The organism is Ammoniphilus soli, assembly GCF_040813775.1.
The window spans coordinates 473,583-494,304 of sequence record NZ_JBEGDL010000001.1 but is presented as its reverse complement, the minus strand read 5'-3'; the positions used below and the strand labels follow the sequence as shown (position 1 = coordinate 494,304).

The following is a 20,722-nucleotide window of genomic DNA, read 5'->3' as shown; positions in this document are numbered from 1 at the left end:
TTTGCACGGGGGGCTATCTCTTTATGTTATTTACTTATATTTTTTCCAATCCATTTGAGACTCGTTCAACAGTTCTTCAAATGACTTGTTTTTTTCTCTTTGCTTGGCTTCAAATTGCTTGCGAGCCAGTTCTTCTTCGCGTTGCTGCTGCAGCTCTTGTTCTTTTTCCTTTTTTATTCTTTTTAACAGTTCTGCCGTATCTTGACTCAACAGATCTCCCAAACTTAACCCTTTATCCTTTTCGGGAGCTGGGGAAGGAGTTTTTTTGCGCATGGGACAGCCTTCCTTTCCAAAACAAATCAATTAATGCTTTCTCGGCAGTTCTCCTGTCCGATGATAGACCTCAGCCAAGTCGTCTATTTCCTTTTTCAATTCCTCAACTAATGTTTCCTCTGGAATCTTCCTTACAATCTCACCATGACGGAACAGCAAACCTTCCCCTCGGGCTCCGGCAATCCCGATATCCGCTTCACGGGCTTCCCCTGGTCCATTCACAGCGCAGCCAAGGACAGCCACCTTGATAGGAGCTTTGACTTTACTGATATAATCCTCAATTTCATTGGCTACAGAGATCAAGTCAATCTCAATCCTTCCGCAGGTTGGGCAAGAGATAAGCGTCGCCGCATTCGCTGCCAAACCAAAGGTTTTCAGCAATTCACGGCATACCTTGATTTCTTCAACAGGATCCGCGCTAAGCGATATGCGAATGGTTGAACCGATTCCTTGAGCTAATAACGCACCTAATCCTGCTGCACTTTTTATCGTACCGGAAAACAAAGTGCCCGCTTCCGTAATGCCCAGGTGTAATGGGTAAGAAAAAGCGGAAGCGGCTTTCGTATAGGCTTCAATCGCTAACGGCACGTCGGATGCCTTTAAGGAAACGATAATATCATGAAAATCCAAATCCTCAAGAATTCGAATATGATGGAGGGCGCTTTCCACCATGGCATCGGCCGTAGGGTAGCCGTACTTATCCAATAAGTGCTTTTCCAAAGATCCTGCGTTCACGCCAATTCGAATGGGCACCCCTTTTTCTTTACACGCTTTGACGACTTCTTCTACTTTTTCTCTTTTCCCGATATTTCCTGGATTGATCCTTACCTTATCGATTCCATTCTCGATTGCTTTGAGAGCTAGCTTATAGTCAAAATGAATATCGGCCACAAGGGGAATGTGAATCTGCTTTTTAATTTCTTTAATTGCTTCCGCTGCTTCCATGTTGTTTACCGTTACGCGGACAATTTGGCAACCGGCTTCTTCAAGGCGAAGAATCTGTTCAACGGTGGATGATACATCAGCTGTTTTCGTTGTGGTCATACTTTGGATGACGACCTGGTCGCTGCCTCCAATGATCAGATTTCCCACTTTTACTTGCTTCGTCTGGGTTCTATGATACATAATGTGACTCCTTTTGTTTCCTCTAAAAGTTATAATTATCTTCATTTTAAACCATCTTAACCACTTGTCGATAGTAATTTTCTCTAGGTCCCACTCGCATAGGGTTGCTTTAAATTTTGAAAAAATTCTGTAAAAATAACCCTAGCTATGATATACTTATATTACCTCATAACCTTTGTTTCTTCTCCTCACTCGTTGGGGAGCTTTTTTTTGAAGGAACAAGGACGGCGACTATACTGTCCCTTCCGAATCGGTTACCGCATTTTCAATGGCTAAGCGAATACGTTCACCCAAATGTCCTAGTTGGGATATTCTTCCGAATTCCCATATTTCCTTAAAGCTTTGATAGAACCGATCGGCTTCCGTCACCTTTCCATAGGTGTAAAGCCTTTGAATGTCCCTTAGAATGTTGCTTACCATTTGCGACTTCGTCTCAAATTCCTGTTGAGCATCTTTGACTTCTTCCCGTATTAGTGACATTTCCTTATCGAGCTCATGTGCGGCCTCTGCTGCCTTAACCAGCCGTTCACGGATATGCGGGGGAATATTCTGTTCATATTTATAGTTGAGGGAATGTTCTATCGTTGCCCAGAAATTCATTGCTAACGTGCGAATTTGAATTTCAGCGAGTATTTCTTTGGGACCGACGGAGGTCTGTACAGGATATCTGATTATAATATGATGACTTCGATATCCGCTTTCTTTCTGATTGTTGACGTAGTCCTTTTCATAGAGAATTTCCATGTCTTTTCTCTGCAAGACCAGTTCTCTCACTTTGGCTATATCTTCAACGAACTGGCACATGATGCGAATGCCAGCTATATCTTCAATCCCCGTTTCTATATTCTCCATAGCGACATTGAGTCTCTTAGCCTTGGAGAATATGCTCGATATCCGTTTAACCCGGCCCGTGACAAACTCCACCGGGGAATAGTCTTCCCTTTTCTTATATTCCTTGCGGATTCCTTTAAACTTTATCTTTAATTCTTCTACCGCTTGCTCATACGGGATCAAGAATTTATCCCAATCACGATTGCTCACTCCGATTCCTCCTGCCAGAGTTCTTCCCCTATCAGGACATTGCGGTATCCAAGACATCTGGATAGGGAAATCATGCTAATAGTTACCCCATCTATTTTACAGGATTTCTTCGGTAAGGGAAAGTTTTAAGGCCTCTCAATAGTTGAGAGGCCTTATCGATACTCATTAAACGAGTATGGCTTTATCAGATTTGCTCATCATATCTTCAATGTCTTTGATGGATTGCTCCAATTCTTTAATATCATCGTCTAGCAACTCCTTTAAGCGAATTTTATCTTTCAAAAGCTTCCTCGTATGTTCTAGTCGTTGCTTCAGATCGAATACGCCTAAGTACATCTTAATCCCTCCATATTACCTAATCCTTGGTTTTAACCTTTATATTTATATGCAGGGCGGATGAAAAACTTTCCTTTTTCTTTTATGGGACCCACTTGGCTACGATAGGATAGCCATAGGGGCGGTCCTGCGCAGCATAGATGATCCCTTTGACGGGATACCATAGCCAGACAATCCCGAAAAAAATAAGCAGCGGAATCCCGATCAATACAAAAGATAAAAGAGTGGAAATAAATACACAAAAGCTAATGAGTATATGAAACAGCAAAGCCTGTATGGCAAAATCCTTCACCTCATCATCCTTCGTAATAAACAAAAAGATCAACGGAATGAGGATTGGAGCGAAAAAGGCACTCGCGTGAACGACTATAAGCGATGCTTTTCTATCCATCTATAATCACCCTTTCTTGCGTTCTTTCTATACATACGTTGCCTTAGAAAAAATAGTTTCAGAAACAGAAAAAAAAGCAGCAAAGAGGGAATAATATTCATATGCAAATACTTCCGAAGGAGGGAATTCCCTTGATTACTTGCGATGATTGCGGAAAATTTCAAGATGGAAACGAAATTGGCATGTCTTGGATTTGCGAAGACTGCAACCACCCTCTTCTTTTCCCTTCTATTCTTTCTGAAGACGATCCTGCCCAGAGCTAAAAGAAAAGACTTGGCCTTTTAGACGGAAAGGACAAGTCTTTTTTTCATTCAGGAAAATAAATGCAGTTTTTCGATTCTCGCAACGGCCTCCTGAAGTCTTGCTTCAGGCGTCAACAAACCAACCCGTACATAACCTTCACCGGTTTCACCGAAGCCCTTTCCCGGAGCGACAACAATATGAGCATTTTCCAATAGCATATCGGCAAAACTGACCGAGGTATACCCATCCGGAACAGGCAGCCAAGCAAAGAATGAGCCTTGGGAAGGCTTGGCCTCCCAGCCTATGTTCTTCAGTCCTTGATATAATGCATCCCGTCTGGACTGATAGGTGGAAACAAGCTCTTGTACACATTCTTGAGAACTCGTTAAGGCATGAGCCGCAGCCATCTGGACGGCACCGAATAGGCTGACAAACAAGTGATCCTGAAGAAGATTAATCAGGCTGACCACTTTTTTATTGCCTACAACGAAGCCTACTCTCCACCCGGCCATATTATAGGTCTTGGACAAAGTGTACACTTCAACTCCTACTTCTTTTGCTCCTGCGGCTTGGAGAAAGCTCACAGGCTTTTTCCCGTCAAACCCAATCGCTCCATAAGCAAAATCATGGCACACTACCACCCCATGGGCCCCGGCAAATCGTACCGTCTCTTCAAAAAACGTTAGCGGTGCCGTGGCTGCAGTAGGATTATTCGGGTAGTTTAAAAACATCAATTTCGCTTTATCTAGATCTGATTGCGTGATTTCAGCAAAATCAGGCAAGAACTCATTTTCTTTCCGAAGAGGCATAAAAGACATCCGGGCACCGGTTAAGGCCACGCCTGACCAATAATCCGGATAACCTGGATCGGGAACCAGGCATACATCACCGGGGTTTAACAGAACTTGGCATACCTCAATCAGCCCCGTTTTCCCGCCAAACACGATAGCCACTTCTTCTTCCGGATCCAGCTCAACGCCAAACTCGATTTTATACCAATGGGCCATGGCCTCTTTCAACTCTATGCGCCCTTGGAAAGGAGGATACTTATGATGAACGGGATTGGCTACAGCACGCTGCATCTCTTCCACAATATGCTGCGGAGTGGGAAGATCGGGATTGCCTTGACCTAAATTAATCACATCGTGTCCTGCAGCGGCCACCCGATTAACCTTAGAAACCAAGGTGGCAAAGAATTGGGTCGGCAGGCCCTTCATAATATCTGCGGATTCGATTTTCATTGCATTCATTCTCCTCTTGACATACTGAGTGCCTTAGTTTTTGCGAAGACGCTTAGCTATAAAATTCCCTAGGGATTGGACACCTTGCACAATAATGACCAAAAGAACCACCGTCCAGATCATAACATCCAGCTCCCAACGCTGGTAGCCGTAGCGAATAGCCAAGTCACCTAAACCACCCGCTCCAATTACTCCTGCCATTGCTGTAGCGCCGATCAATCCGATGCTGGCAATCGTCAATCCAAGTGAAATGGCTGGTCGGGCTTCACGTATCATGACACGCCAAATAATCTGTCCACGGCTGGCACCCATGGCTTTAAACGCTTCGATAATTCCTGGATCCACTTCCAGAAGAGCCGTTTCCATTAAGCGCGCAATGTAAGGCGCCGTATAGACTACTAGCGGGACAATGGCTCCTTTTACCCCAATCGCTGTTCCCACAATAAACTTAGTGAATGGAATAATCGCGACCATCAAGATGATAAACGGAACAGAGCGAAGGATGTTGATAATCACATTCAACACATTATAAATGATTGCATTCTCATATATATGCTTCGGCCGAGTAACCACGAGAAGGATACCCAGCGGCAATCCAATGGCAGCTGATATGGTCAAGGAGTAAAATACCATCCACCAAGTTTCTACCAAGGATATCAGATACAGATCGCTTTGTTCCAATAAACTAGTCAACATCCTGCAGCACCTCCACCGTTAAGCCTTCCCCTTGCAGATAGTCTATTCCTTGCCGGATGGCGCCCGCATCCCCCGTAAGCTTCAGAATAAGGCTGCCAAAGGTTGTTTCCTTAATTTGAGTAATGTTTCCATACAATATGTTGGGGCGAAGCGGAAAACGGATAGAAAGTTCAGCAAAAACAGGTTCAGCTGTCGTTTCTCCAACGAATGAGACGCGTATGAGCTCTCCGTTAGCTCGTTCCTGCGCAAATTTTCGTTGCAAGTTTTCAGGCAAATGGATGTCAAACACATTTTTAATGAAGTTTTTCGTCGTTTGTGTTTTCGGTTGAGAAAAAATTTCCAAGACACTTCCCTGTTCAACAACCTGCCCATTCTCCATCACGGCTACATGGTCACAGATTTTTTTGATTACATGCATCTCATGGGTAATCAACATAATCGTAATATCAAATTTTTTATTGATATCCAACAATAAGTCAAGGATGGAATCTGTCGTTTGGGGATCAAGAGCGGATGTCGCTTCATCACAGAGCAAAATCTCCGGATCATTGGCTAGAGCCCGAGCAATCGCTACTCTCTGTTTCTGTCCCCCGGACAATTGTGATGGATACGAGCCGCCTTTTTCCGCTAGTCCCACTAATCGCAGAAGCTCGCTAACCTTTTTTTCGATTTTATCCTTCGGGGTATTGGATAATTTAAGAGGAGCCGCTACATTTTCAAATACTGTACTGGACGATAACAGGTTAAAATGCTGAAAGATCATTCCGATCTTCCGGCGAGCTTCACGCAAGGGCTTTTCCGCAAGATTGGTCATTTCTACTCCGTTTACTATGACTGAACCCGAGCTTGGGGTTTCCAAAAGATTAACGCAGCGGATCAAACTGCTTTTTCCCGCTCCGCTAAACCCGATAACACCAAAAATTTCACCTTTTTTAATCTCTAGATTTACATTTTTCACCGCTTCTACTTTACGGCCATTTTGTTCATAGGTTTTATATAAATTTTTTAAAACAATCATAAGGCTAACCTCCTACTTTCTTTAACTAGCTTGCATCTCAAACCTCATAACTGATGTATTTTCAAGTAGCCGGTCCTCCACCTTAAAAAGAAGGACCCCCTGTGAGGAGGTCTTCTTTTCTTATTCAAAGCTTCTCCAATTCCACTTTGCTGCATACTGAACAGTTTACCAGGATGGGACCACAGAGCCTTGGAAATTCTCTTCTATAAACTTTTTCACTTCATCGGAATGATAGGCCTTTACAAGCTTTTCGAACTCCGGACGATCCTTGTCCTCCGCACGAACCGCAATAAGGTTTACCCAAGGAGAATCGCTCGGTTCGATAAAGATGGAGTCCTTCGTCGGGACAAAGCCATGTTCCATAGCAAAGTTTGTATTAATGGCTGCTGCCGCCAGGTCATCAAGCGCCTTAGGAAGGAATGCAGCCTCTAACTCCTTAAACTTTATGTTCTTTGGATTTTCCGCTACGTCATGGACCGTTGCCTTGACGCCAACTCCTTCTTTTAGCTTTATCCAGCCTGCTTGCTCAAGCAGCTGAAGAGCTCTGGCGCCATTCGTCGGGTCGTTCGGCAATCCTACTTCAGCTCCATCTTCCAGTTCACTTACGTCTTTAATTTTGGTCGAATAAATCCCCATTGGGAAATTTATGTTATTAGCTAGCTTCACCAAATCCAAATTATGGTCTGCTTTAAATTGTTCTAAGTAAGGCTCATGCTGGAAGCTATTTGCGTCCAATTCTCCCTCAGCCAATACTTTGTTAGGCTGAACGTAATCATTGAAGGCTACGATCTCAATTTCCAATCCATCCTTGGCTGCTACTTCCTTTACCTTCTCCATGACTTCTTCATGCGGACCGGCTGTTACTCCTATTTTCAACTTAGCCGTTTGTTCCTCGCTAGCTTGGGTTGGTTGATCTTCAGAGCTTCCGCATCCGGCAAGAAGAGATACGGCTAATATCGATGTCGCTAAGACTTTAGTCCATTTTTTCATTTACTTGACTCCCCTTCATGTTGGCATTGGCTTTAGGAGAGAGAACCCTTTTATTGTCAGTATCCGGGCCCTTGGATGATGACAAATAAAAAACCTCTTCGCAGAGAAGAGGTTTGACGTGTATGTAGTCACGGTCACTCTCTTATCTGTCAGAACTCGGCGTCCTGTTGGAATTGGCACAGCATCTTCAAGCAGAAGATCCGCTGCCGGGTTTCATAGGGCCATTCCCTCCACCTCTCTGGATAAGACAAAAAACAATTCCTAGCGGAATAACTCTCTATACTTGTTAACTTCTGCCATATCTGCTTCTCAGAAGATCAATGCATTTCCATTAATAGTCGCAGGAGATAGAGAAGATAACGTTATTGAGAATATTACGTTTTGATCTTTCTGTCAATAAAATCAGATGAAGTCTATATAATTAAAACAGTCAGAGAAAACCAAAATAAAAAAACCAAGCCAGAGAGCATCTCTGGCTTGGTTGGCAAATCGTTTGGATTTCCGCGAGCTATTCCTGATTATCAGGCATAAGGGATACCGGACGTTGGGGAAGGAATGTGGAAATCGCATGCTTGTATACTAATTGCTGCTTGCCATCACTATCAATAACAATAGTGAAGTTATCAAACGCGCGGATCAGTCCTCTTAATTGGAATCCGTTCACTAGATATATGGTAACTGGAACATTTTCCTTTCTCAAGTGGTTAAGAAACGTATCCTGAATGTTGATGGAATTTGCCATTGGGGGTTTACCTCCTCTATTTATATCTTAACAGTTATATTCGTGGTCTTACCTAATCTTTCCTGCTACAAAGGTTCGAATATTTTCGACAAGCTCTTGCCTATCCCCGGGGTTAGTCATATCCTGCCAGGTGATATCCTTCATGGATCTAAACCAAGTCAACTGGCGCTTTGCAAAATTCCGGCTGTTTTTCTTAATCAGTTCAACGGCCTCATCAAGCGATAGTGTACCTTCTAGATGCTCAACCATCTCTTTGTAGCCAATCCCTTGCATCGATTGAAGACCCTTATGATATCCTTCGTCAAGCAATCTCCTGACCTCGTCCACAAGGCCTTGTTCAACCATGATATCTACACGGCGGTTGATTCTCTCATATAAGACAGACCGCTCCATTGTCAATCCAAGAAGGCAGAGTTGATAAGGAGACTCGGGTGACCGCTGTTGAAATTCCGCCATAGGCTTTCCCGTTAATTGATAAATTTCTAACGCACGGATTACTCTTTTTACATCATTCGGGTGAAGACGTTCCGCGGTAATCGGATCAATGGATTGCAGCCGTTGATGCAGCGCCTCTTTCCCATGTTCTTCCGCAAACTTTTCTAAAGCATCGCGCAGGGAATGGTCTTTCTGGGCTTCGGAAAACTGATATTCATAAATGACAGATTGAATATATAGACCTGTTCCCCCTACGATCATCGGAAGCTTTCCCCTATAGTTCATATCCGTAATAAGCCTTCTTGACTCATGCTGAAAATCGGCAACAGAAAATGCTTCATGAGGGTAAATGATATCAATAAGATAATGAGGAATGGACTCCATCTCTTCTTTAGTGATTTTGGCTGTCCCAATATCCATCCCCTTGTAGACTTGCATTGAATCTCCTGAAATGATCTCACCGCTAAGCTCCTTGGCCAAATCAATACTTAAGGCGGTTTTTCCCACTGCAGTCGGGCCTACAATGACCAAAAGCTTTTCTTTACTGTTCATGTTTGATCCTCCCTAAGTCTCGAGGATGCCGTATGCGATTTCCGTGCTATCGTTATGGATTACACTTATACCAAGACGTTCGAACTCCCCGCTATCCCTGCGCTCCTTAAGAACGATTCTACGTTTGGCTACTCTGCGCGCTTCGTTGACCGCCTGGATATCGAGTGGCGTTGGGTTAGCATACCCCCTAAGAACCTGGAGAGAGTCCGATTCAAGGATCCCCTGCCGAAACATAGGATCAAAGTAGACAATGTCATAGCTTTTATCTGGTAGCTTCCTTAGCACATCGAGGTGATGGCTGCACATCACTTCGATTCGCCTTGCAGCTTCATCCAACTCGGGGAATTCCTCAAGGGCTTGTAGCCCTTGCTCAACCAGGAGAGCAATGATAGGCTCAGATTCTATCCCTGTCACTCTTCCTTCCTCTCCTACTGCAAACGAAGCAACAAGGCTGTCCGCTCCAAGACCCATCGTGCAATCTAAAAAGGAATCCCCATTCCGAAGCTGACACGCTTGAATCATTATATCATTATCGCCGCCCAGAAGCCGCTTTATACGAACAGTAGCCATGCCAGGGTGAAAAAAAAACGGCTTTTCTTTCCCTTTGGCGTACCATTGTATCCTTTTCTTCGTAATCACGAGAAATTGATCTGTCTCCTCCTCTTCATAAAACCTCTCAATAGATCTCTCTTTTCTAGGTATGAATGTCCCTTGAATTTGCGCGGCAAGAGCCCGTGCTTTATCGGTCAGGGTTTGCGTTTCTTTCTGGGATGTGGTTACGATCATGTCTTACATCACTCGCTTAAACATTTTTTCAATATCATACTTAGAAAAATGGATAATAATTGGACGTCCATGCGGACAAGTAAATGGTGAATGGGTTTCTCTCAACTTGTCTAACAAAGCTTCCATTTCAATGTGGCTAAGGTGCCGATTCGCTTTGATCGCCGCCTTGCAGGACATCATGATCGCTGCTTTTTCACGCAGCTTAAGCGTATCAATTTTAGTTTCTCCACTGGCAATCATTTCTACCATTTCATGGATAATGGATTCCTCTTCTCCTTCGAGAAACCATCTCGGGTGGGCCCGGACTAGAAAAGTCTGGCTTCCGAAGGGCTCCATATCTAAGCCGACCTGTTTAAATAAATCCATTTTTTCCTGAACCTGCCTCATCTCCTTGATAGAAAGGTGAATGGACAAAGGGATAAGCAAATCCTGCATCTCGATTTGTTCCTGACTAAGCTTTTCGAGAAAGTATTCATACCATATCCGTTCCTGTGCTGCATGCTGATCAATCATGTACAGCCCTTCTTCACTTTGCGCAAGGATATATGATCCATGAAGCTGCGCAAGGGGGTAAAACTCAGGAACAGCCGGCTTGGGTGGCGGAGGCGATGTTTCTCTAATCGCAACAGGAGCTTCCGAAACCGCTAAGGGCGCATTCTCGTTGATGTCCTTCTTCTCTTCCGCTTGCTTAAGCAGCCACTCGGTATACTTTGCAGCAGCTTCTCTTTCTGATCTCTGATCAGGCTTATTATTTTGCTCTATACGTGTAAGAGGATAAGAAGTAGGCCTGTTTAGCTCCAGCCTGGTCTGGGTAGACACCTCAGAGGGATAGGAACGCGAAGGTTCTGGAATCAACCGTTGCTTTCCCCATACTTTTCTTACTTCCTCTTCCACGAAAGCCAATAGCTCCTGCTCCTTGCTTAGCCTAACTTCAAGCTTTGCCGGATGAACATTGACATCGATCAAGGTTGGATCAAGATTGATTTTTAGAATGGCGATAGGGTAGCGGTTTATAGGCAAAAGAGTATGATAGCCCCTTAAAATTGCACTTATAAGACCATGATTGCGTATATAGCGGCCGTTAACCAAAAGAGAGATATAGGAACGATTGGCCCGAGTTGTCTGTGGATTCCCCATGTAGCCTTCGATATGAAAATCGAGGTTGTTTGCCCGGATGGGCTCCATCTCCTTAGCAATAGGCATGCCGTATACGGATGCAATCACATGCAGGAGCTGTCCATCCCCGTAGGTTTTAAACAAAGTCTTTCCTTCGCTTGTCAAAAGGAACGCGATCTCCGGAAAAGAGAGCGCTAATCGGTTCATATAATCAGAAATGTGCCCAATCTCGGTTTGAATGGTTTTTAAATATTTCAAGCGGGCTGGAGTGTTGAAGAATAGGTCTTTTACGGTAATTTCCGTCCCTTGGGGGTGGGCCACGGAGTCCACACTGATTTTGTTTCCCCCCTCCATCACCACTCGAGTGCCAGCCTGTCCCGACTGATTGCAGCTCTTTAATTCTACGCGAGCAACTGCGGCGATACTGGGTAAAGCTTCACCCCGGAAGCCGAGTGTTGAAATGTGGAATAGGTCCCGGTCTCGCTTTATCTTGCTGGTTGCATGGCGCTCGAAACAAATCTCGCAGTCTTCGGGAGACATGCCATGGCCATCGTCAATAACTTGGATGAGGCTTAATCCCCCTTCTTTTACGTGGACCTCAATTTTTCTGCTGCCGGCATCGATTGCATTCTCGACCAATTCCTTGACGACGGATGCTGGCCTTTCCACCACTTCCCCGGCTGCAATCATATTGGCCAATCGATCATCTAACAGTTGAATGACCCCCATGAAACTAACACCTTCCTTCTCTTGAGGGTTTGCTGCAATTTATCTTTATATCATACCACATCTAGAAAAAAAGGAACCAGTCCTGCTGTACAGGGCGGTTCCTCACTCCAAGAAGGACAAAATCTGGAAAGTTGCTTTAAGAAATTTAGGGTACTTTACTAAATACAGAAAGGAGGATGGATGATGGGAAAAGAGCGAAACACAAAGAAGGCGCTGCTTTCAATTGACCATTATGACAGCGTTCGTGACCCCGAGCGACTTCAGGAAGGACGATTAGAGGGAATGAATGTGTATGAGTTATTGCTTCAAGATATATCGGATCAAAATAAAAAATCCTAGCTTTACTTCTAGGAATGGAGGGTTTACCCCTCTTTTTTTCGTGATAAGGGGATTTTACGCTGAGTCAGCCTCCAATCCCCCATTAGTACTGCTAATACCGATGAAACTCTTCCGGGGTATCATAATCCAATTCATTATCAAAGTAGTAGTTGATCTGGCCCTCCAGCCCTTCCCCTTGGTCTATTGTTTGAATGAGTTCGTTCAGGAAATTCGCCGCAGCCCCTTCCGTCTTCAACCTAGCAGAGGTCACAAAAGGAACATTCTCCTCCCCCAGAGTTATAGTCATATCAAAATGCTGATTTAAGAGCTCAATTACGGATTTAATTACATGCTGATTAGAAAACATATCACTCTACCCCTTATCAGTTCTTTAAGATGTATTATGCCCACTTTAAGAAAAGCTTCTTCGAAGCATATTCAAGGAAGCCAGACCGCCTTTAGAGGAAGCTTTTCATTCCTCCAGGAAAGTTTTGTTCGCTTTAACATTTTAGCGAACTTAAACTTTCCATCACGGTAAAAAGAAAAAGCTTAGGAGGCTACCTAAGCTTTTGTTTGATCTCATGAAGATAGTTTATTGCCTGAAGCGGCGTCATGTTCAGAAGATCCACTTCCTTCAGTTCTTTCACTAATTTATCGTACTTTTTCTTGGGCTCGTCCGTTTCTTTGGCTCCCGGTGCTGGTTCATTGACTGCAAACAAATCCAACTGCAAGGTTTCAGGGCTGCTTGGCTTGTCCGAAGGCAGGAAAAGGGGGGCTTCTTTATAGCTTTCCAAAAGCCCTTCTGCCCGCTGTATGATAGAGCTGGGCATACCGGCAAGTTTGGCGCAATAAATCCCATAGCTTTCATCCGTGGCTCCCCGCTTCAGCTTTCTCAAGAAGATGATATTACTTTCTTCTTCTTGAACGGCCATATGATAGTTTTTTAAACGCGGGAGTGTTTCCTCCAAGATGGCCAATTCATGATAATGGGTGGAAATCAGGGCTTTGCATCCAATCTGGTTATGAAGGAATTCGATCACAGCCTGGGCAATCGACATCCCATCGTGCGTGGATGTCCCCCGGCCAATCTCATCTATAATGACAAGACTGTTTCGGGTTGCTTGTGTGGTCATCAGCTGTATGTCCTTCATTTCTACCATAAACGTACTCTGCCCGCCAACCAAATCGTCTGCCGCCCCGATGCGGGTGAAGATGCGGTCTACCAGTGACAGGGAAGCCTCCTTGGCAGGGACAAAGCTGCCTATTTGGGCCATGATGACAATTAAGGCAAGCTGGCGCATATAGGTGCTTTTTCCCGCCATATTGGGGCCTGTGATTAACAATATACGCTGGTCCTCGTCGTTCAGCACCGTATCATTCGCTATGAACGTTTCATTCTCTAAAACTCTTTCCACAACAGGATGCCTGCCGTCTGAAATGACGATGGACGAATCCTCTGTCAACTGAGGGCGAACCAAGCGATATTCCTGAGCAACCTGTGCTAGTGCGCTTAGCACATCGAGGGCGGATACCTCCTTGGATAATGCTTGCAGCCTGGCAATTTCCATCGCTACTTGCGTGCGGATCTGAACAAAGATTTGATATTCCAGCTCCGTTAGTTTTTCTTCTGCCTCGAGGATCAACGCTTCTTTTTCCTTCAGCTCAGGTGTGACAAACCTTTCGGCATTGGCTAACGTTTGCTTTCTTTCATATCGACCAGGTGGAATTTGGGCCAGATTAGCCCTTGTCACCTCTAGATAATAGCCAAACACTTTGTTATATCCAATTTTAAGCGACTTGATTCCTGTTGCTTCCCGTTCTCTTTGTTCCAGCTGCGCGATCCAAGTCTTTCCATCTCGGCTAACTCTTTTTAGCTTATCCAAATATTCATCATAACCCTCGCGGATGAGACCGCCTTCCTTCAAGGAAATCGGCGGTTCATCAGCAATGGCATGGGAAATGAGCTGAACAATATCTTCGCACTCATCTAATCTTTCAACGAGTTCAACTAGCCCTTTGGATAAGCCTGCTTGACCTGACATTAGCCGCTTTATCAGCGGAATGCATTCTAAAGAGCTTCGCAGGTTAACCAAGTCTCTGGCATTTGCATTCCCGTAAGAAACCCTTCCGGCTAATCGTTCAAGGTCATAAATGGCTTTGAGCAACTCTCTTAGCTCTTCTCTCAACAAGAAATGCTCGGAAAAAAATTGGACGGCATCTAATCGCTGTTCGATTTTGGCGCGATCCGCCAGAGGCTTGTCGACCCACTTGCGCAGCATGCGAGCCCCCATGGAAGTAATCGTATGATCCAAGTACCAAAGAAGAGATCCCTTTTTTGATTGATCCATCAGGGTCTCGCTCAATTCCAAATTTCTTTTGGAATAAAGATCAATGGTCATGTATTGCTCAGACTGATATATTTCTAAACTCAGGATATGCGCCAATGTTCTTTTCTGAGTTTCCTTAAGATAGGACAATAGCAGTCCAATATTTTTCCAGAGCAAAGGTTCTCCCCCTTGCTCAGGAAACTGGATCTGTGCAAGCCGGACCAGATCTTCTTCGGCTGATTCTTTGATCAGCTGTATGGCTCTAACCCCCACCGTACGGAATCGATCCTTCAGCAACTGGCCCCCGTCATTGTCATAGATCAAAATCTCTTTCGGCTGATAGGATAAAGCTTCCCCCATTAATTGCTGCAAAGAATCAAACTGCCCCGCATGGAAATGTCCGGTTGAGATATCGCAAGCAGCTAAAGCATACTGCCCCTCTTCCGCCCATACCGAAACCAAGTAATTGTTTTCCCGGTCGGTCAGCATTTTTCCTTCCATTACTGTTCCGGGGGTCAAGACTCGTACAACCTCGCGGCGGACCACTCCCTTTGCCTCTTTAGGATCTTCTACCTGTTCGCAAATGGCAATCTTGTAGCCCTTAGCTAACAAGGTGTGCAAGTAGCCATCGACAGAATGATAAGGGACCCCGCACATCGGGATCTTGTCTTGTCCCCCACCCTCCCGGCCGGTCAACGTAATCTCAAGCTCTCTTGAGGCCAGAACAGCATCCTCGAAGAACAGCTCATAAAAGTCTCCTAAACGAAAAAAAAGAAAGGCATCTGGATAGTCTGCCTTTATGGATAAGTATTGCTCCATCATCGGTGTATATTTAGCCATTGGACTTCCTCTCCTACTTCACAAATCGAGACCATTATATCATACAATGATTGTTTTTTTATGAGAATAAGGAGGGATTTGCCAAGCGACCCGAATATCCTGGAATTCATCCCATTCTTCCATGCGGAAGATCATGTCGCGTAATGGGGTAATATAGTTTTGGTATTTAATATAACCCGTTAGTTTTTCTACTTTCGCCCATATGGAATTCACCGCACTGAAGACCGCTCTCTTGTTTCCCTCATAGAAGGCCTTTTGGATAGATGGATTAAGAACCGGGAGCTGGTTCAATTCCGTATAAGACTCAGCAAGCAATTTCGCTAGAGACAGCACTCCTTTCGTTACGCGCGGAGTCACTAGCCAGCTTGGGAGTGTCCGATATTCAAATCCGCCGTGGAACTGTTTGCGAAAGTCTCCGAGAAATCCGTACTTTGGCCTTCTGCTTAGGGAATGATGATTTTCTATAAGCATGAGCGGAATGGCGAGGTAGGAGTCAAGTACACGCAAAAAATAGGAATTGACAGAGGTCTGGCTAAAATGAATATGGCCTCCTATAGGATACCCTTTCAGCGGCATACCGCCCGCTAGCCATTCAATGGATGAGTTGGCGACTTTTTTTTCGGCTAATAGCATCGTCTTATACAAATTAATCGTAAGTTGTCGCGGGTCCTTTGATGGGTCAGGACGAAGTTCAGCTAAGGGGAGTTGTTTTCTCGTTTGATCGCTGCGGATCCAGATTTGGTCACAGCCGACCTTTCCTTTTTTCCCGAAGTATCGGGAGGCTAATACCATCTTGCCTGTATGTTTGTTCCTCAATACAAATTCAGGATCGGCGCCTAATATGACAGATCGGGGCGATTTGCGGCTGTACTGCGCTGCATACTCATGTATAGCATCCGCAAACTTCTCTGCTAATGCCTCGTTCAGCTTAGGCGTAGGGGTAATGTCGATGACCTGCATTGTCCCATTTACTCCGATGGCGATGAGAACCCCTCCAAAATCAAGACCAACTGCGTAGAGGCTGCGGACGGCAAGTCGAAGCACCTTACGGATCTCTCGCAGGCTGCGATTCATCTCAATCTCTTCATAGGTATCATCCGTGTTTGGTGAAATTTCATTAGTCAACCATACTTTGCGCCCACGCGACCGGAATAGGGCAAGTTCTTGCTGCTGAAAGACAGGAACAAAATATCTTCTAATAGTAGAAACTTTGGACGAAAGCCCATTGCTATCCACAGTAGGAATCCCGTTCCATTTCAGCATATCCAGCATCAAGCGACGGCTAGAAATGTTGGCTAATCCTTCAGCTCCGTTCAGAACATGTCTGGTCGGATCCTGTGACGAATAGGCGTCCCCTCCCCATTGGATGATAACATCCACATCGTCATTGGCTAGGGTCGTACCGCTCGGGATCTTTAGAAGGGACAACAATGGCGCTAACGAGTTTTGCTTAGAATATATCAAGAATGCTGACATTCTACTCTTCCTTTCTTCAACATGGAGGATAACTCCTCAATGCCAAGAATACCGCAATAGCTCCCTATCAACATATGCCCCTATTCCAGGAGGGTGCTAAAGAAAACAAAAAGGGAGGATGATCCTCCCTATCCTATTCAATCGAGGTCGTCGATGAGTCCATCAAGGTCGTCGAAATCTTCAACATCCTCAAGGTCATCGAAGTCTACTTCCTTGTCGCCGTCTTCCAAGATATCGGTACAAACTACATTAAGCTTCGTTTCACCGATTACCTCAACGGCAAATTCACTTTCCACCTTCACCACGATATTCCCGCCCGCAGCAATTCTTGCTTCGAGACAATTGGGCTGCTGAGTGGCTTGAGAAAGCACCTCAAAATTCCCGCGGGAATTGCTGTCATAAAAGGAAAGGGGAACATTCTCGACAAATGAAACATTTTCCTTGATTACAGCCGTATCCGTATTGTTGTTATACGATACCCAGATTTGAATATCATAGGAACCCGATACCTCAATCACGTCACCTACCTTATCTGCATCGAAGGAGTGATTAATAATCCAGCATCCCAAGATGTTGGAAGGCTTTTGTTTTGGGGTAAGGGTATGCGTTCTTTGAGAGAACTTACGACCTTTTCCACAGACCGCTTTCGTAATAATTTCACGGTACTGCATTTCTTTATCTGTACTCGGCATGTTTTTACCTCCTCCATACTGCTTTTCAGTACATTTGTATGCAGGACATTCGTCTAGGGTGCAACATTCACTGATCAAAAGTGAATTCACAAACGTACTTCCAAACCCTGTTAAATATTTTCTATATTTACTTCAGCCTATGCAGGACATTCGTCTAGGGTTCTCAAGGCAAAAAAAAGAAAGTGCCTAATTTCAGCACTTTCCTTTATCCATTTAGCAACAACCGCAGTCATCATGGTCCGCAGAACCCTTGGCTTTCGGGTACCCCGTTTCGCCGCTTAGAGGGTCTCCGCCTGTTGAAACAATTATATTCTGAGATACGGTATTGGCAATTACATTGGTTACCATCTGCAAAAGATCATTAATTTCTAATTGCGTTTGCTTAAATTCAGCGACAAGTGGAATCTCATCGAGTTCTTCCTGGAGTTGATCTATTTCAGCTTCCACTTTTTTAATTAGCTCAGTTCGTCCCAAATGCTCGAGTGCAACCGCTTCTTTCTGCTTCTTCTTGATGGCGCCGATCAGCTCTTGAACTTTGTCGTTCGCTTTGATCTGCCTCTCTGCCTTTTTATAGAATTCCACTTCGTTGGAGCTAGCAATCATGTCTGCCAGCTCTTTTGCTTTATCAACAATAACGCTTTGGTTGATTACCTGTGCATTCCCCATCCCCATCTTAAACCTCCACTTTTGTTAAAAGTTCCCCATATAAGGTCCATGTTTTGGCCTCTGTTATTTTAACATGGACAAACTTTCCGATACAATCCTTTGGTCCGACAAAATGAACTAGTTTATTGCTTCTCGTTCTGCCTGATAAAACATCAGGATTTGTTTTAGATTCCCCTTCCACAAGAAGCTCAACCACTTGTCCTTGCAGTTCTTCATTCTTTTCCCTAGCAATGCGATTCACGACTTCCATTAGACGCTGAAGGCGGGCCTTTTTGACCTCTTCCGTGATGTCGTCTTCCATCCCTGCAGCTGGGGTGCCATGACGGGGAGAGTAAATGAAAGTATAGGCTGAATCATACCTTACTTGCTCAACCATGGATAGAGTATCCTGGAACTGCTCCTCTGTTTCCCCCGGAAAGCCAACGATAATATCCGTTGTTAAAACAACATTCGGGATTGCCTTCTTGATCTTATCGACAAGCTCTAAATACTGTTCCCTGGTATATTTGCGAGCCATTTTTTTCAGAACTTCTGTACTTCCAGACTGAACCGGCAGATGGATGTGCTCCACAAGGTTGCCTCCTCCAGCTAGCACCTCGATGAGATGATCATCAAAGTCACGAGGGTGGCTTGTCGTGAAACGAACCCTTGGCACATCGATTTTTGAGATATCATCCATCAGATCTCCAAACAAATAATTGCGGTCCGTTAAATCCTTTCCATAGGCATTAACGTTTTGTCCTAAAAGAGTTATTTCCTTATACCCTTGTCGAGCCAGTTCTCTTACTTCGGATATCACATCCTCGGGCAAACGACTTCTCTCTTTGCCTCGCGTATAAGGAACAATGCAATATGTACAGAACTTATCGCACCCATACATAATATTAACCCATGCCTTTAGCCCGCCCTCGCGCACTTTCGGCATGTTCTCAATGACATCCCCTTCCTTCGCCCATACTTCTACAACCATTTCCTTGCTGTACAGGGCATCCCTCAAAAGAATAGGAAGACGATGAATGTTATGGGTACCGAAGATCAAGTCAACATGCTGATATTTTTGCAAAATCCGATTGACGACAGACTCATCTTGGGACATGCATCCGCATACTCCGATGATCATGTCGGGTCTTTCCAGTTTTTCCGCCTTCAGGGCGCCTAAATGTCCGAACACTTTATCTTCTGCATTTTCCCGGATGGCACAGGTATTGTACAAGACGATATCTGCCTTCCGCTCGTTATCCGTTGCTGTATAGCCCATATTTTCAAGGATTCCGGCAATGGTTTCACTATCGTGCTCATTCATCTGACACCCGAAGGTAACCAAACAATACGTTTTATCTTTCCCGAGTTCCTTTAGTTCGTCCGGAATCGGATCGAAGTTGACAACCATGATTTCCTCTTTGCCGCGTCGCTTCGCTTCCTTTTGCGAATAACCCACGTCTTCGGCGGTTTTTGGTTTTTTCTTTTTCGCATCTGTATTATAGGTCGTTTGGAAATATTGGCTATAATCCTTGTTAGACATCGAATCACTCCTTTTGGGATAACGCCCCTTACTTGATATTATGACAAACACCTTATCGTGTTAGTTGACACAAGTTTCCCTTATTGTTTGCACTTTAACTCCCCTATTATAACAAATGGCGTGTCAAAGTAAAACGAAGGGCGGTTGGCGCAAAGCAAACAATAAACAAGAAAAAACAGCCACCTTTATGTGACTGCTTGGTTGACTAGCGTTCTTTGACTTCAATGATCCGCTTTAATCCATTTTTTTCGCTTAAATCTTGTTCCGCTCTTTTTCTGGCTTCTTCCTGGTTATTCGCCAGCATATGTCCGCTGATCTGTTTACCTTCCGTTGTTTCAAATAAAATTTGATATCTGCCCATTATTGTATCACCTATGCCTATAATAAAATTTTTCCGAGATTTATTGTAAATCGAAAATGGACTGGCGTCTATCCCTTTTTCTGCTTTTTTATTCATCAAGATATGGAGGGGCAGCCCAAAACCGGCTATAGACCTCAGTCCCGCTGCGAATTTCTTCGTCAAATAGCTCCCATACATCCAGTACCTGATCATACACCCAACGTGTCTTTTTCCCGTTAGTTTCCCAAATTTCATCTTCATACTCTTTCCCCCACTGGTTTGCTAACAAAAGAGCTTCATCATCAGAATCCGCTTTTAATACTACCAAAGTTTCGCAATACGTAGGCATTTCTTCCACTTGTTCCACACGAAAAAGTATAGAAGCTGTATACCACACACGGATTCACCTCACTTTAAGTTTCCGCCACACAACACATTAACCTTACATTTCCCTAACCTCAAGAGGTCCATGCACTGGCGAATGTTTCATGCTATGTTCCTGCGAAAGCGGGAAAAACTATTCCTACTCGCCAAAAGGAGGAGTGGTTTACATGCCTAAAGACATTTTCCGCAACAAGCGGGATTTTGCCAGAGCAGAATTTGCTACCGAATTCTATAAGCCTGACGGACGCCCCCGTCCCCGTGAAGCCAAGTCTCAAGTGCGTCAATATGCACCAGAGCATTATGAGGGCTTAAAGAATAAGAAGGTTCCGTTCCACAAGAAAATTGGAAATCCCGGAGAGTAGTAGCCAGACCACTTTTAGAGGAAGCTTTTTCCCTAACTTTACATCAAGGGATAAACCCTCAAATATGATAAAATTGATTTT

The 20,722-nt window shown here is 44.4% G+C and carries 24 protein-coding genes and 1 riboswitch; of the genes, 3 read left to right on the top strand and 21 right to left on the bottom strand.

Annotated features, from left to right (window positions below; translation table 11 throughout):
• Positions 1–30: 30 nt before the first annotated feature.
• From ABLT31_RS02600 to ABLT31_RS02580, 5 genes are all read right to left on the bottom strand, one after another.
• Positions 31–273, bottom strand: coding sequence for a YqkE family protein (locus ABLT31_RS02600; RefSeq protein ID WP_367748481.1), 243 nt, complete (start codon positions 271–273; stop codon positions 31–33).
• 30 nt (positions 274–303) lie between these two features.
• Positions 304–1,398, bottom strand: coding sequence for a flavodoxin-dependent (E)-4-hydroxy-3-methylbut-2-enyl-diphosphate synthase (ispG, locus tag ABLT31_RS02595; RefSeq protein WP_367748478.1), 1,095 nt, complete (start codon positions 1,396–1,398; stop codon positions 304–306).
• Between the two features lie 231 nt (positions 1,399–1,629).
• Positions 1,630–2,439 carry a GTP pyrophosphokinase gene (locus ABLT31_RS02590; protein ID WP_367748476.1) on the bottom strand — a complete coding sequence of 270 codons (810 nt, stop codon included), beginning with the start codon at positions 2,437–2,439 and terminating at the stop codon, positions 1,630–1,632.
• Between the two features lie 165 nt (positions 2,440–2,604).
• Positions 2,605–2,775, bottom strand: coding sequence for a hypothetical protein (locus ABLT31_RS02585; RefSeq protein WP_367748473.1), 171 nt, complete (start codon positions 2,773–2,775; stop codon positions 2,605–2,607).
• An 82-nt stretch (positions 2,776–2,857) separates the two neighbouring features.
• Positions 2,858–3,166 (bottom strand): magnetosome magnetite crystal formation protein family, encoded by a 309-nt coding sequence (locus tag ABLT31_RS02580; protein ID WP_367748470.1) that lies wholly within the window; start codon positions 3,164–3,166, stop codon positions 2,858–2,860.
• Between the two features lie 131 nt (positions 3,167–3,297).
• Between ABLT31_RS02580 and ABLT31_RS02575 the strand changes: the two genes are divergently transcribed.
• A complete protein-coding gene (locus ABLT31_RS02575) occupies positions 3,298–3,429 on the top strand; it encodes a hypothetical protein (protein WP_367748467.1) in 132 nt (43 codons plus the stop codon).
• Between the two features lie 48 nt (positions 3,430–3,477).
• On the opposite strand, the gene ABLT31_RS02570 is transcribed toward ABLT31_RS02575, so the two are convergent.
• From ABLT31_RS02570 to mutL, 8 genes are all read right to left on the bottom strand, one after another.
• The gene (locus ABLT31_RS02570; RefSeq protein WP_367748464.1) at positions 3,478–4,650 is read right to left on the bottom strand and encodes a pyridoxal phosphate-dependent aminotransferase; all 1,173 of its coding nucleotides are present in this window, start codon (positions 4,648–4,650) and stop codon (positions 3,478–3,480) included.
• 33 nt (positions 4,651–4,683) lie between these two features.
• Complete coding sequence (locus tag ABLT31_RS02565; protein WP_367748461.1) at positions 4,684–5,346, bottom strand: methionine ABC transporter permease; 663 nt, start codon at positions 5,344–5,346, stop codon at positions 4,684–4,686.
• Entirely contained in the window at positions 5,336–6,364 is a 1,029-nt protein-coding gene (locus ABLT31_RS02560) for a methionine ABC transporter ATP-binding protein (RefSeq protein ID WP_367748458.1), read from the bottom strand. Before ABLT31_RS02560 ends, ABLT31_RS02565 begins: the two co-directional genes overlap by 11 nt.
• 165 nt (positions 6,365–6,529) lie before the next feature.
• Complete coding sequence (locus tag ABLT31_RS02555; protein ID WP_367748456.1) at positions 6,530–7,354, bottom strand: MetQ/NlpA family ABC transporter substrate-binding protein; 825 nt, start codon at positions 7,352–7,354, stop codon at positions 6,530–6,532.
• 139 nt (positions 7,355–7,493) lie between these two features.
• Positions 7,494–7,603: riboswitch (SAM riboswitch) on the bottom strand.
• Between the two features lie 259 nt (positions 7,604–7,862).
• The gene (hfq, locus tag ABLT31_RS02550) at positions 7,863–8,096 is read right to left on the bottom strand and encodes an RNA chaperone Hfq (RefSeq protein ID WP_129197296.1); all 234 of its coding nucleotides are present in this window, start codon (positions 8,094–8,096) and stop codon (positions 7,863–7,865) included.
• A 48-nt stretch (positions 8,097–8,144) separates the two neighbouring features.
• Positions 8,145–9,083: a tRNA (adenosine(37)-N6)-dimethylallyltransferase MiaA gene (miaA, locus tag ABLT31_RS02545; protein ID WP_367748453.1), complete on the bottom strand. Its 939-nt coding sequence runs from the start codon at positions 9,081–9,083 to the stop codon at positions 8,145–8,147.
• A gap of 12 nt (positions 9,084–9,095) precedes the next feature.
• The gene (locus ABLT31_RS02540) at positions 9,096–9,869 is read right to left on the bottom strand and encodes a class I SAM-dependent methyltransferase (protein WP_367748450.1); all 774 of its coding nucleotides are present in this window, start codon (positions 9,867–9,869) and stop codon (positions 9,096–9,098) included.
• Positions 9,870–9,872: 3 nt separating this feature from the next.
• Positions 9,873–11,714 carry a DNA mismatch repair endonuclease MutL gene (gene mutL / locus ABLT31_RS02535; RefSeq protein ID WP_367748447.1) on the bottom strand — a complete coding sequence of 614 codons (1,842 nt, stop codon included), beginning with the start codon at positions 11,712–11,714 and terminating at the stop codon, positions 9,873–9,875.
• Between the two features lie 183 nt (positions 11,715–11,897).
• On the opposite strand from mutL, the gene ABLT31_RS02530 reads away from it, so the two are divergent.
• Positions 11,898–12,053, top strand: a complete 156-nt coding sequence (locus ABLT31_RS02530) for a hypothetical protein (RefSeq protein WP_367748445.1) — start codon at positions 11,898–11,900, stop codon at positions 12,051–12,053.
• Positions 12,054–12,144: 91 nt separating this feature from the next.
• Here ABLT31_RS02530 and ABLT31_RS02525 read toward each other — a convergent pair whose 3' ends face one another.
• The 8 genes from ABLT31_RS02525 to ABLT31_RS02490 all read right to left on the bottom strand — a co-directional run bounded on the left by ABLT31_RS02525 (position 12,145) and on the right by ABLT31_RS02490 (position 20,292).
• Positions 12,145–12,399, bottom strand: a complete 255-nt coding sequence (locus tag ABLT31_RS02525) for a hypothetical protein (RefSeq protein ID WP_367748442.1) — start codon at positions 12,397–12,399, stop codon at positions 12,145–12,147.
• Positions 12,400–12,589: 190 nt separating this feature from the next.
• Complete coding sequence (gene mutS, locus ABLT31_RS02520; RefSeq protein WP_367748439.1) at positions 12,590–15,199, bottom strand: DNA mismatch repair protein MutS; 2,610 nt, start codon at positions 15,197–15,199, stop codon at positions 12,590–12,592.
• A gap of 39 nt (positions 15,200–15,238) precedes the next feature.
• Complete coding sequence (locus ABLT31_RS02515; protein WP_367748437.1) at positions 15,239–16,675, bottom strand: putative amidoligase domain-containing protein; 1,437 nt, start codon at positions 16,673–16,675, stop codon at positions 15,239–15,241.
• Positions 16,676–16,812: 137 nt separating this feature from the next.
• Positions 16,813–17,367, bottom strand: a complete 555-nt coding sequence (gene cotE, locus ABLT31_RS02510; protein ID WP_367748434.1) for an outer spore coat protein CotE — start codon at positions 17,365–17,367, stop codon at positions 16,813–16,815.
• Positions 17,368–17,580: 213 nt separating this feature from the next.
• A complete protein-coding gene (locus ABLT31_RS02505; protein ID WP_367749342.1) occupies positions 17,581–18,033 on the bottom strand; it encodes a YlbF/YmcA family competence regulator in 453 nt (150 codons plus the stop codon).
• Between the two features lie 7 nt (positions 18,034–18,040).
• The gene (miaB, locus tag ABLT31_RS02500) at positions 18,041–19,555 is read right to left on the bottom strand and encodes a tRNA (N6-isopentenyl adenosine(37)-C2)-methylthiotransferase MiaB (protein ID WP_367748432.1); all 1,515 of its coding nucleotides are present in this window, start codon (positions 19,553–19,555) and stop codon (positions 18,041–18,043) included.
• Positions 19,556–19,760: 205 nt separating this feature from the next.
• Positions 19,761–19,916 carry a hypothetical protein gene (locus tag ABLT31_RS02495; protein ID WP_367748429.1) on the bottom strand — a complete coding sequence of 52 codons (156 nt, stop codon included), beginning with the start codon at positions 19,914–19,916 and terminating at the stop codon, positions 19,761–19,763.
• A gap of 88 nt (positions 19,917–20,004) precedes the next feature.
• Entirely contained in the window at positions 20,005–20,292 is a 288-nt protein-coding gene (locus ABLT31_RS02490; RefSeq protein ID WP_367748426.1) for a DUF4288 domain-containing protein, read from the bottom strand.
• Positions 20,293–20,446: 154 nt separating this feature from the next.
• Between ABLT31_RS02490 and ABLT31_RS02485 the strand changes: the two genes are divergently transcribed.
• Positions 20,447–20,641: a hypothetical protein gene (locus tag ABLT31_RS02485; protein WP_367748424.1), complete on the top strand. Its 195-nt coding sequence runs from the start codon at positions 20,447–20,449 to the stop codon at positions 20,639–20,641.
• Positions 20,642–20,722: the final 81 nt, after the last annotated feature.

Excerpts from the sequence above, each read along its gene's own strand:
- ABLT31_RS02600 (WP_367748481.1), bottom strand. The coding sequence starts at position 273 with ATGCGCAAAAAAACTCCTTCCCCAGCTCCCGAAAAGGATAAAGGGTTA.
- ispG (WP_367748478.1), bottom strand. The coding sequence starts at position 1,398 with ATGTATCATAGAACCCAGACGAAGCAAGTAAAAGTGGGAAATCTGATC.
- ABLT31_RS02585 (WP_367748473.1), bottom strand. The coding sequence starts at position 2,775 with ATGTACTTAGGCGTATTCGATCTGAAGCAACGACTAGAACATACGAGG.
- ABLT31_RS02580 (WP_367748470.1), bottom strand. The coding sequence starts at position 3,166 with ATGGATAGAAAAGCATCGCTTATAGTCGTTCACGCGAGTGCCTTTTTC.
- ABLT31_RS02570 (WP_367748464.1), bottom strand. The coding sequence starts at position 4,650 with ATGAAAATCGAATCCGCAGATATTATGAAGGGCCTGCCGACCCAATTC.
- ABLT31_RS02565 (WP_367748461.1), bottom strand. The coding sequence starts at position 5,346 with ATGTTGACTAGTTTATTGGAACAAAGCGATCTGTATCTGATATCCTTG.
- ABLT31_RS02560 (WP_367748458.1), bottom strand. The coding sequence starts at position 6,364 with ATGATTGTTTTAAAAAATTTATATAAAACCTATGAACAAAATGGCCGT.
- ABLT31_RS02555 (WP_367748456.1), bottom strand. The coding sequence starts at position 7,354 with ATGAAAAAATGGACTAAAGTCTTAGCGACATCGATATTAGCCGTATCT.
- hfq (WP_129197296.1), bottom strand. The coding sequence starts at position 8,096 with ATGGCAAATTCCATCAACATTCAGGATACGTTTCTTAACCACTTGAGA.
- miaA (WP_367748453.1), bottom strand. The coding sequence starts at position 9,083 with ATGAACAGTAAAGAAAAGCTTTTGGTCATTGTAGGCCCGACTGCAGTG.
- ABLT31_RS02540 (WP_367748450.1), bottom strand. The coding sequence starts at position 9,869 with ATGATCGTAACCACATCCCAGAAAGAAACGCAAACCCTGACCGATAAA.
- mutL (WP_367748447.1), bottom strand. The coding sequence starts at position 11,714 with ATGGGGGTCATTCAACTGTTAGATGATCGATTGGCCAATATGATTGCA.
- ABLT31_RS02530 (WP_367748445.1), top strand. The coding sequence starts at position 11,898 with ATGGGAAAAGAGCGAAACACAAAGAAGGCGCTGCTTTCAATTGACCAT.
- ABLT31_RS02525 (WP_367748442.1), bottom strand. The coding sequence starts at position 12,399 with ATGTTTTCTAATCAGCATGTAATTAAATCCGTAATTGAGCTCTTAAAT.
- mutS (WP_367748439.1), bottom strand. The coding sequence starts at position 15,199 with ATGGCTAAATATACACCGATGATGGAGCAATACTTATCCATAAAGGCA.
- ABLT31_RS02515 (WP_367748437.1), bottom strand. The coding sequence starts at position 16,675 with ATGTCAGCATTCTTGATATATTCTAAGCAAAACTCGTTAGCGCCATTG.
- cotE (WP_367748434.1), bottom strand. The coding sequence starts at position 17,367 with ATGCCGAGTACAGATAAAGAAATGCAGTACCGTGAAATTATTACGAAA.
- ABLT31_RS02505 (WP_367749342.1), bottom strand. The coding sequence starts at position 18,033 with ATGGGGAATGCACAGGTAATCAACCAAAGCGTTATTGTTGATAAAGCA.
- miaB (WP_367748432.1), bottom strand. The coding sequence starts at position 19,555 with ATGTCTAACAAGGATTATAGCCAATATTTCCAAACGACCTATAATACA.
- ABLT31_RS02495 (WP_367748429.1), bottom strand. The coding sequence starts at position 19,916 with ATGGGCAGATATCAAATTTTATTTGAAACAACGGAAGGTAAACAGATC.
- ABLT31_RS02485 (WP_367748424.1), top strand. The coding sequence starts at position 20,447 with ATGCCTAAAGACATTTTCCGCAACAAGCGGGATTTTGCCAGAGCAGAA.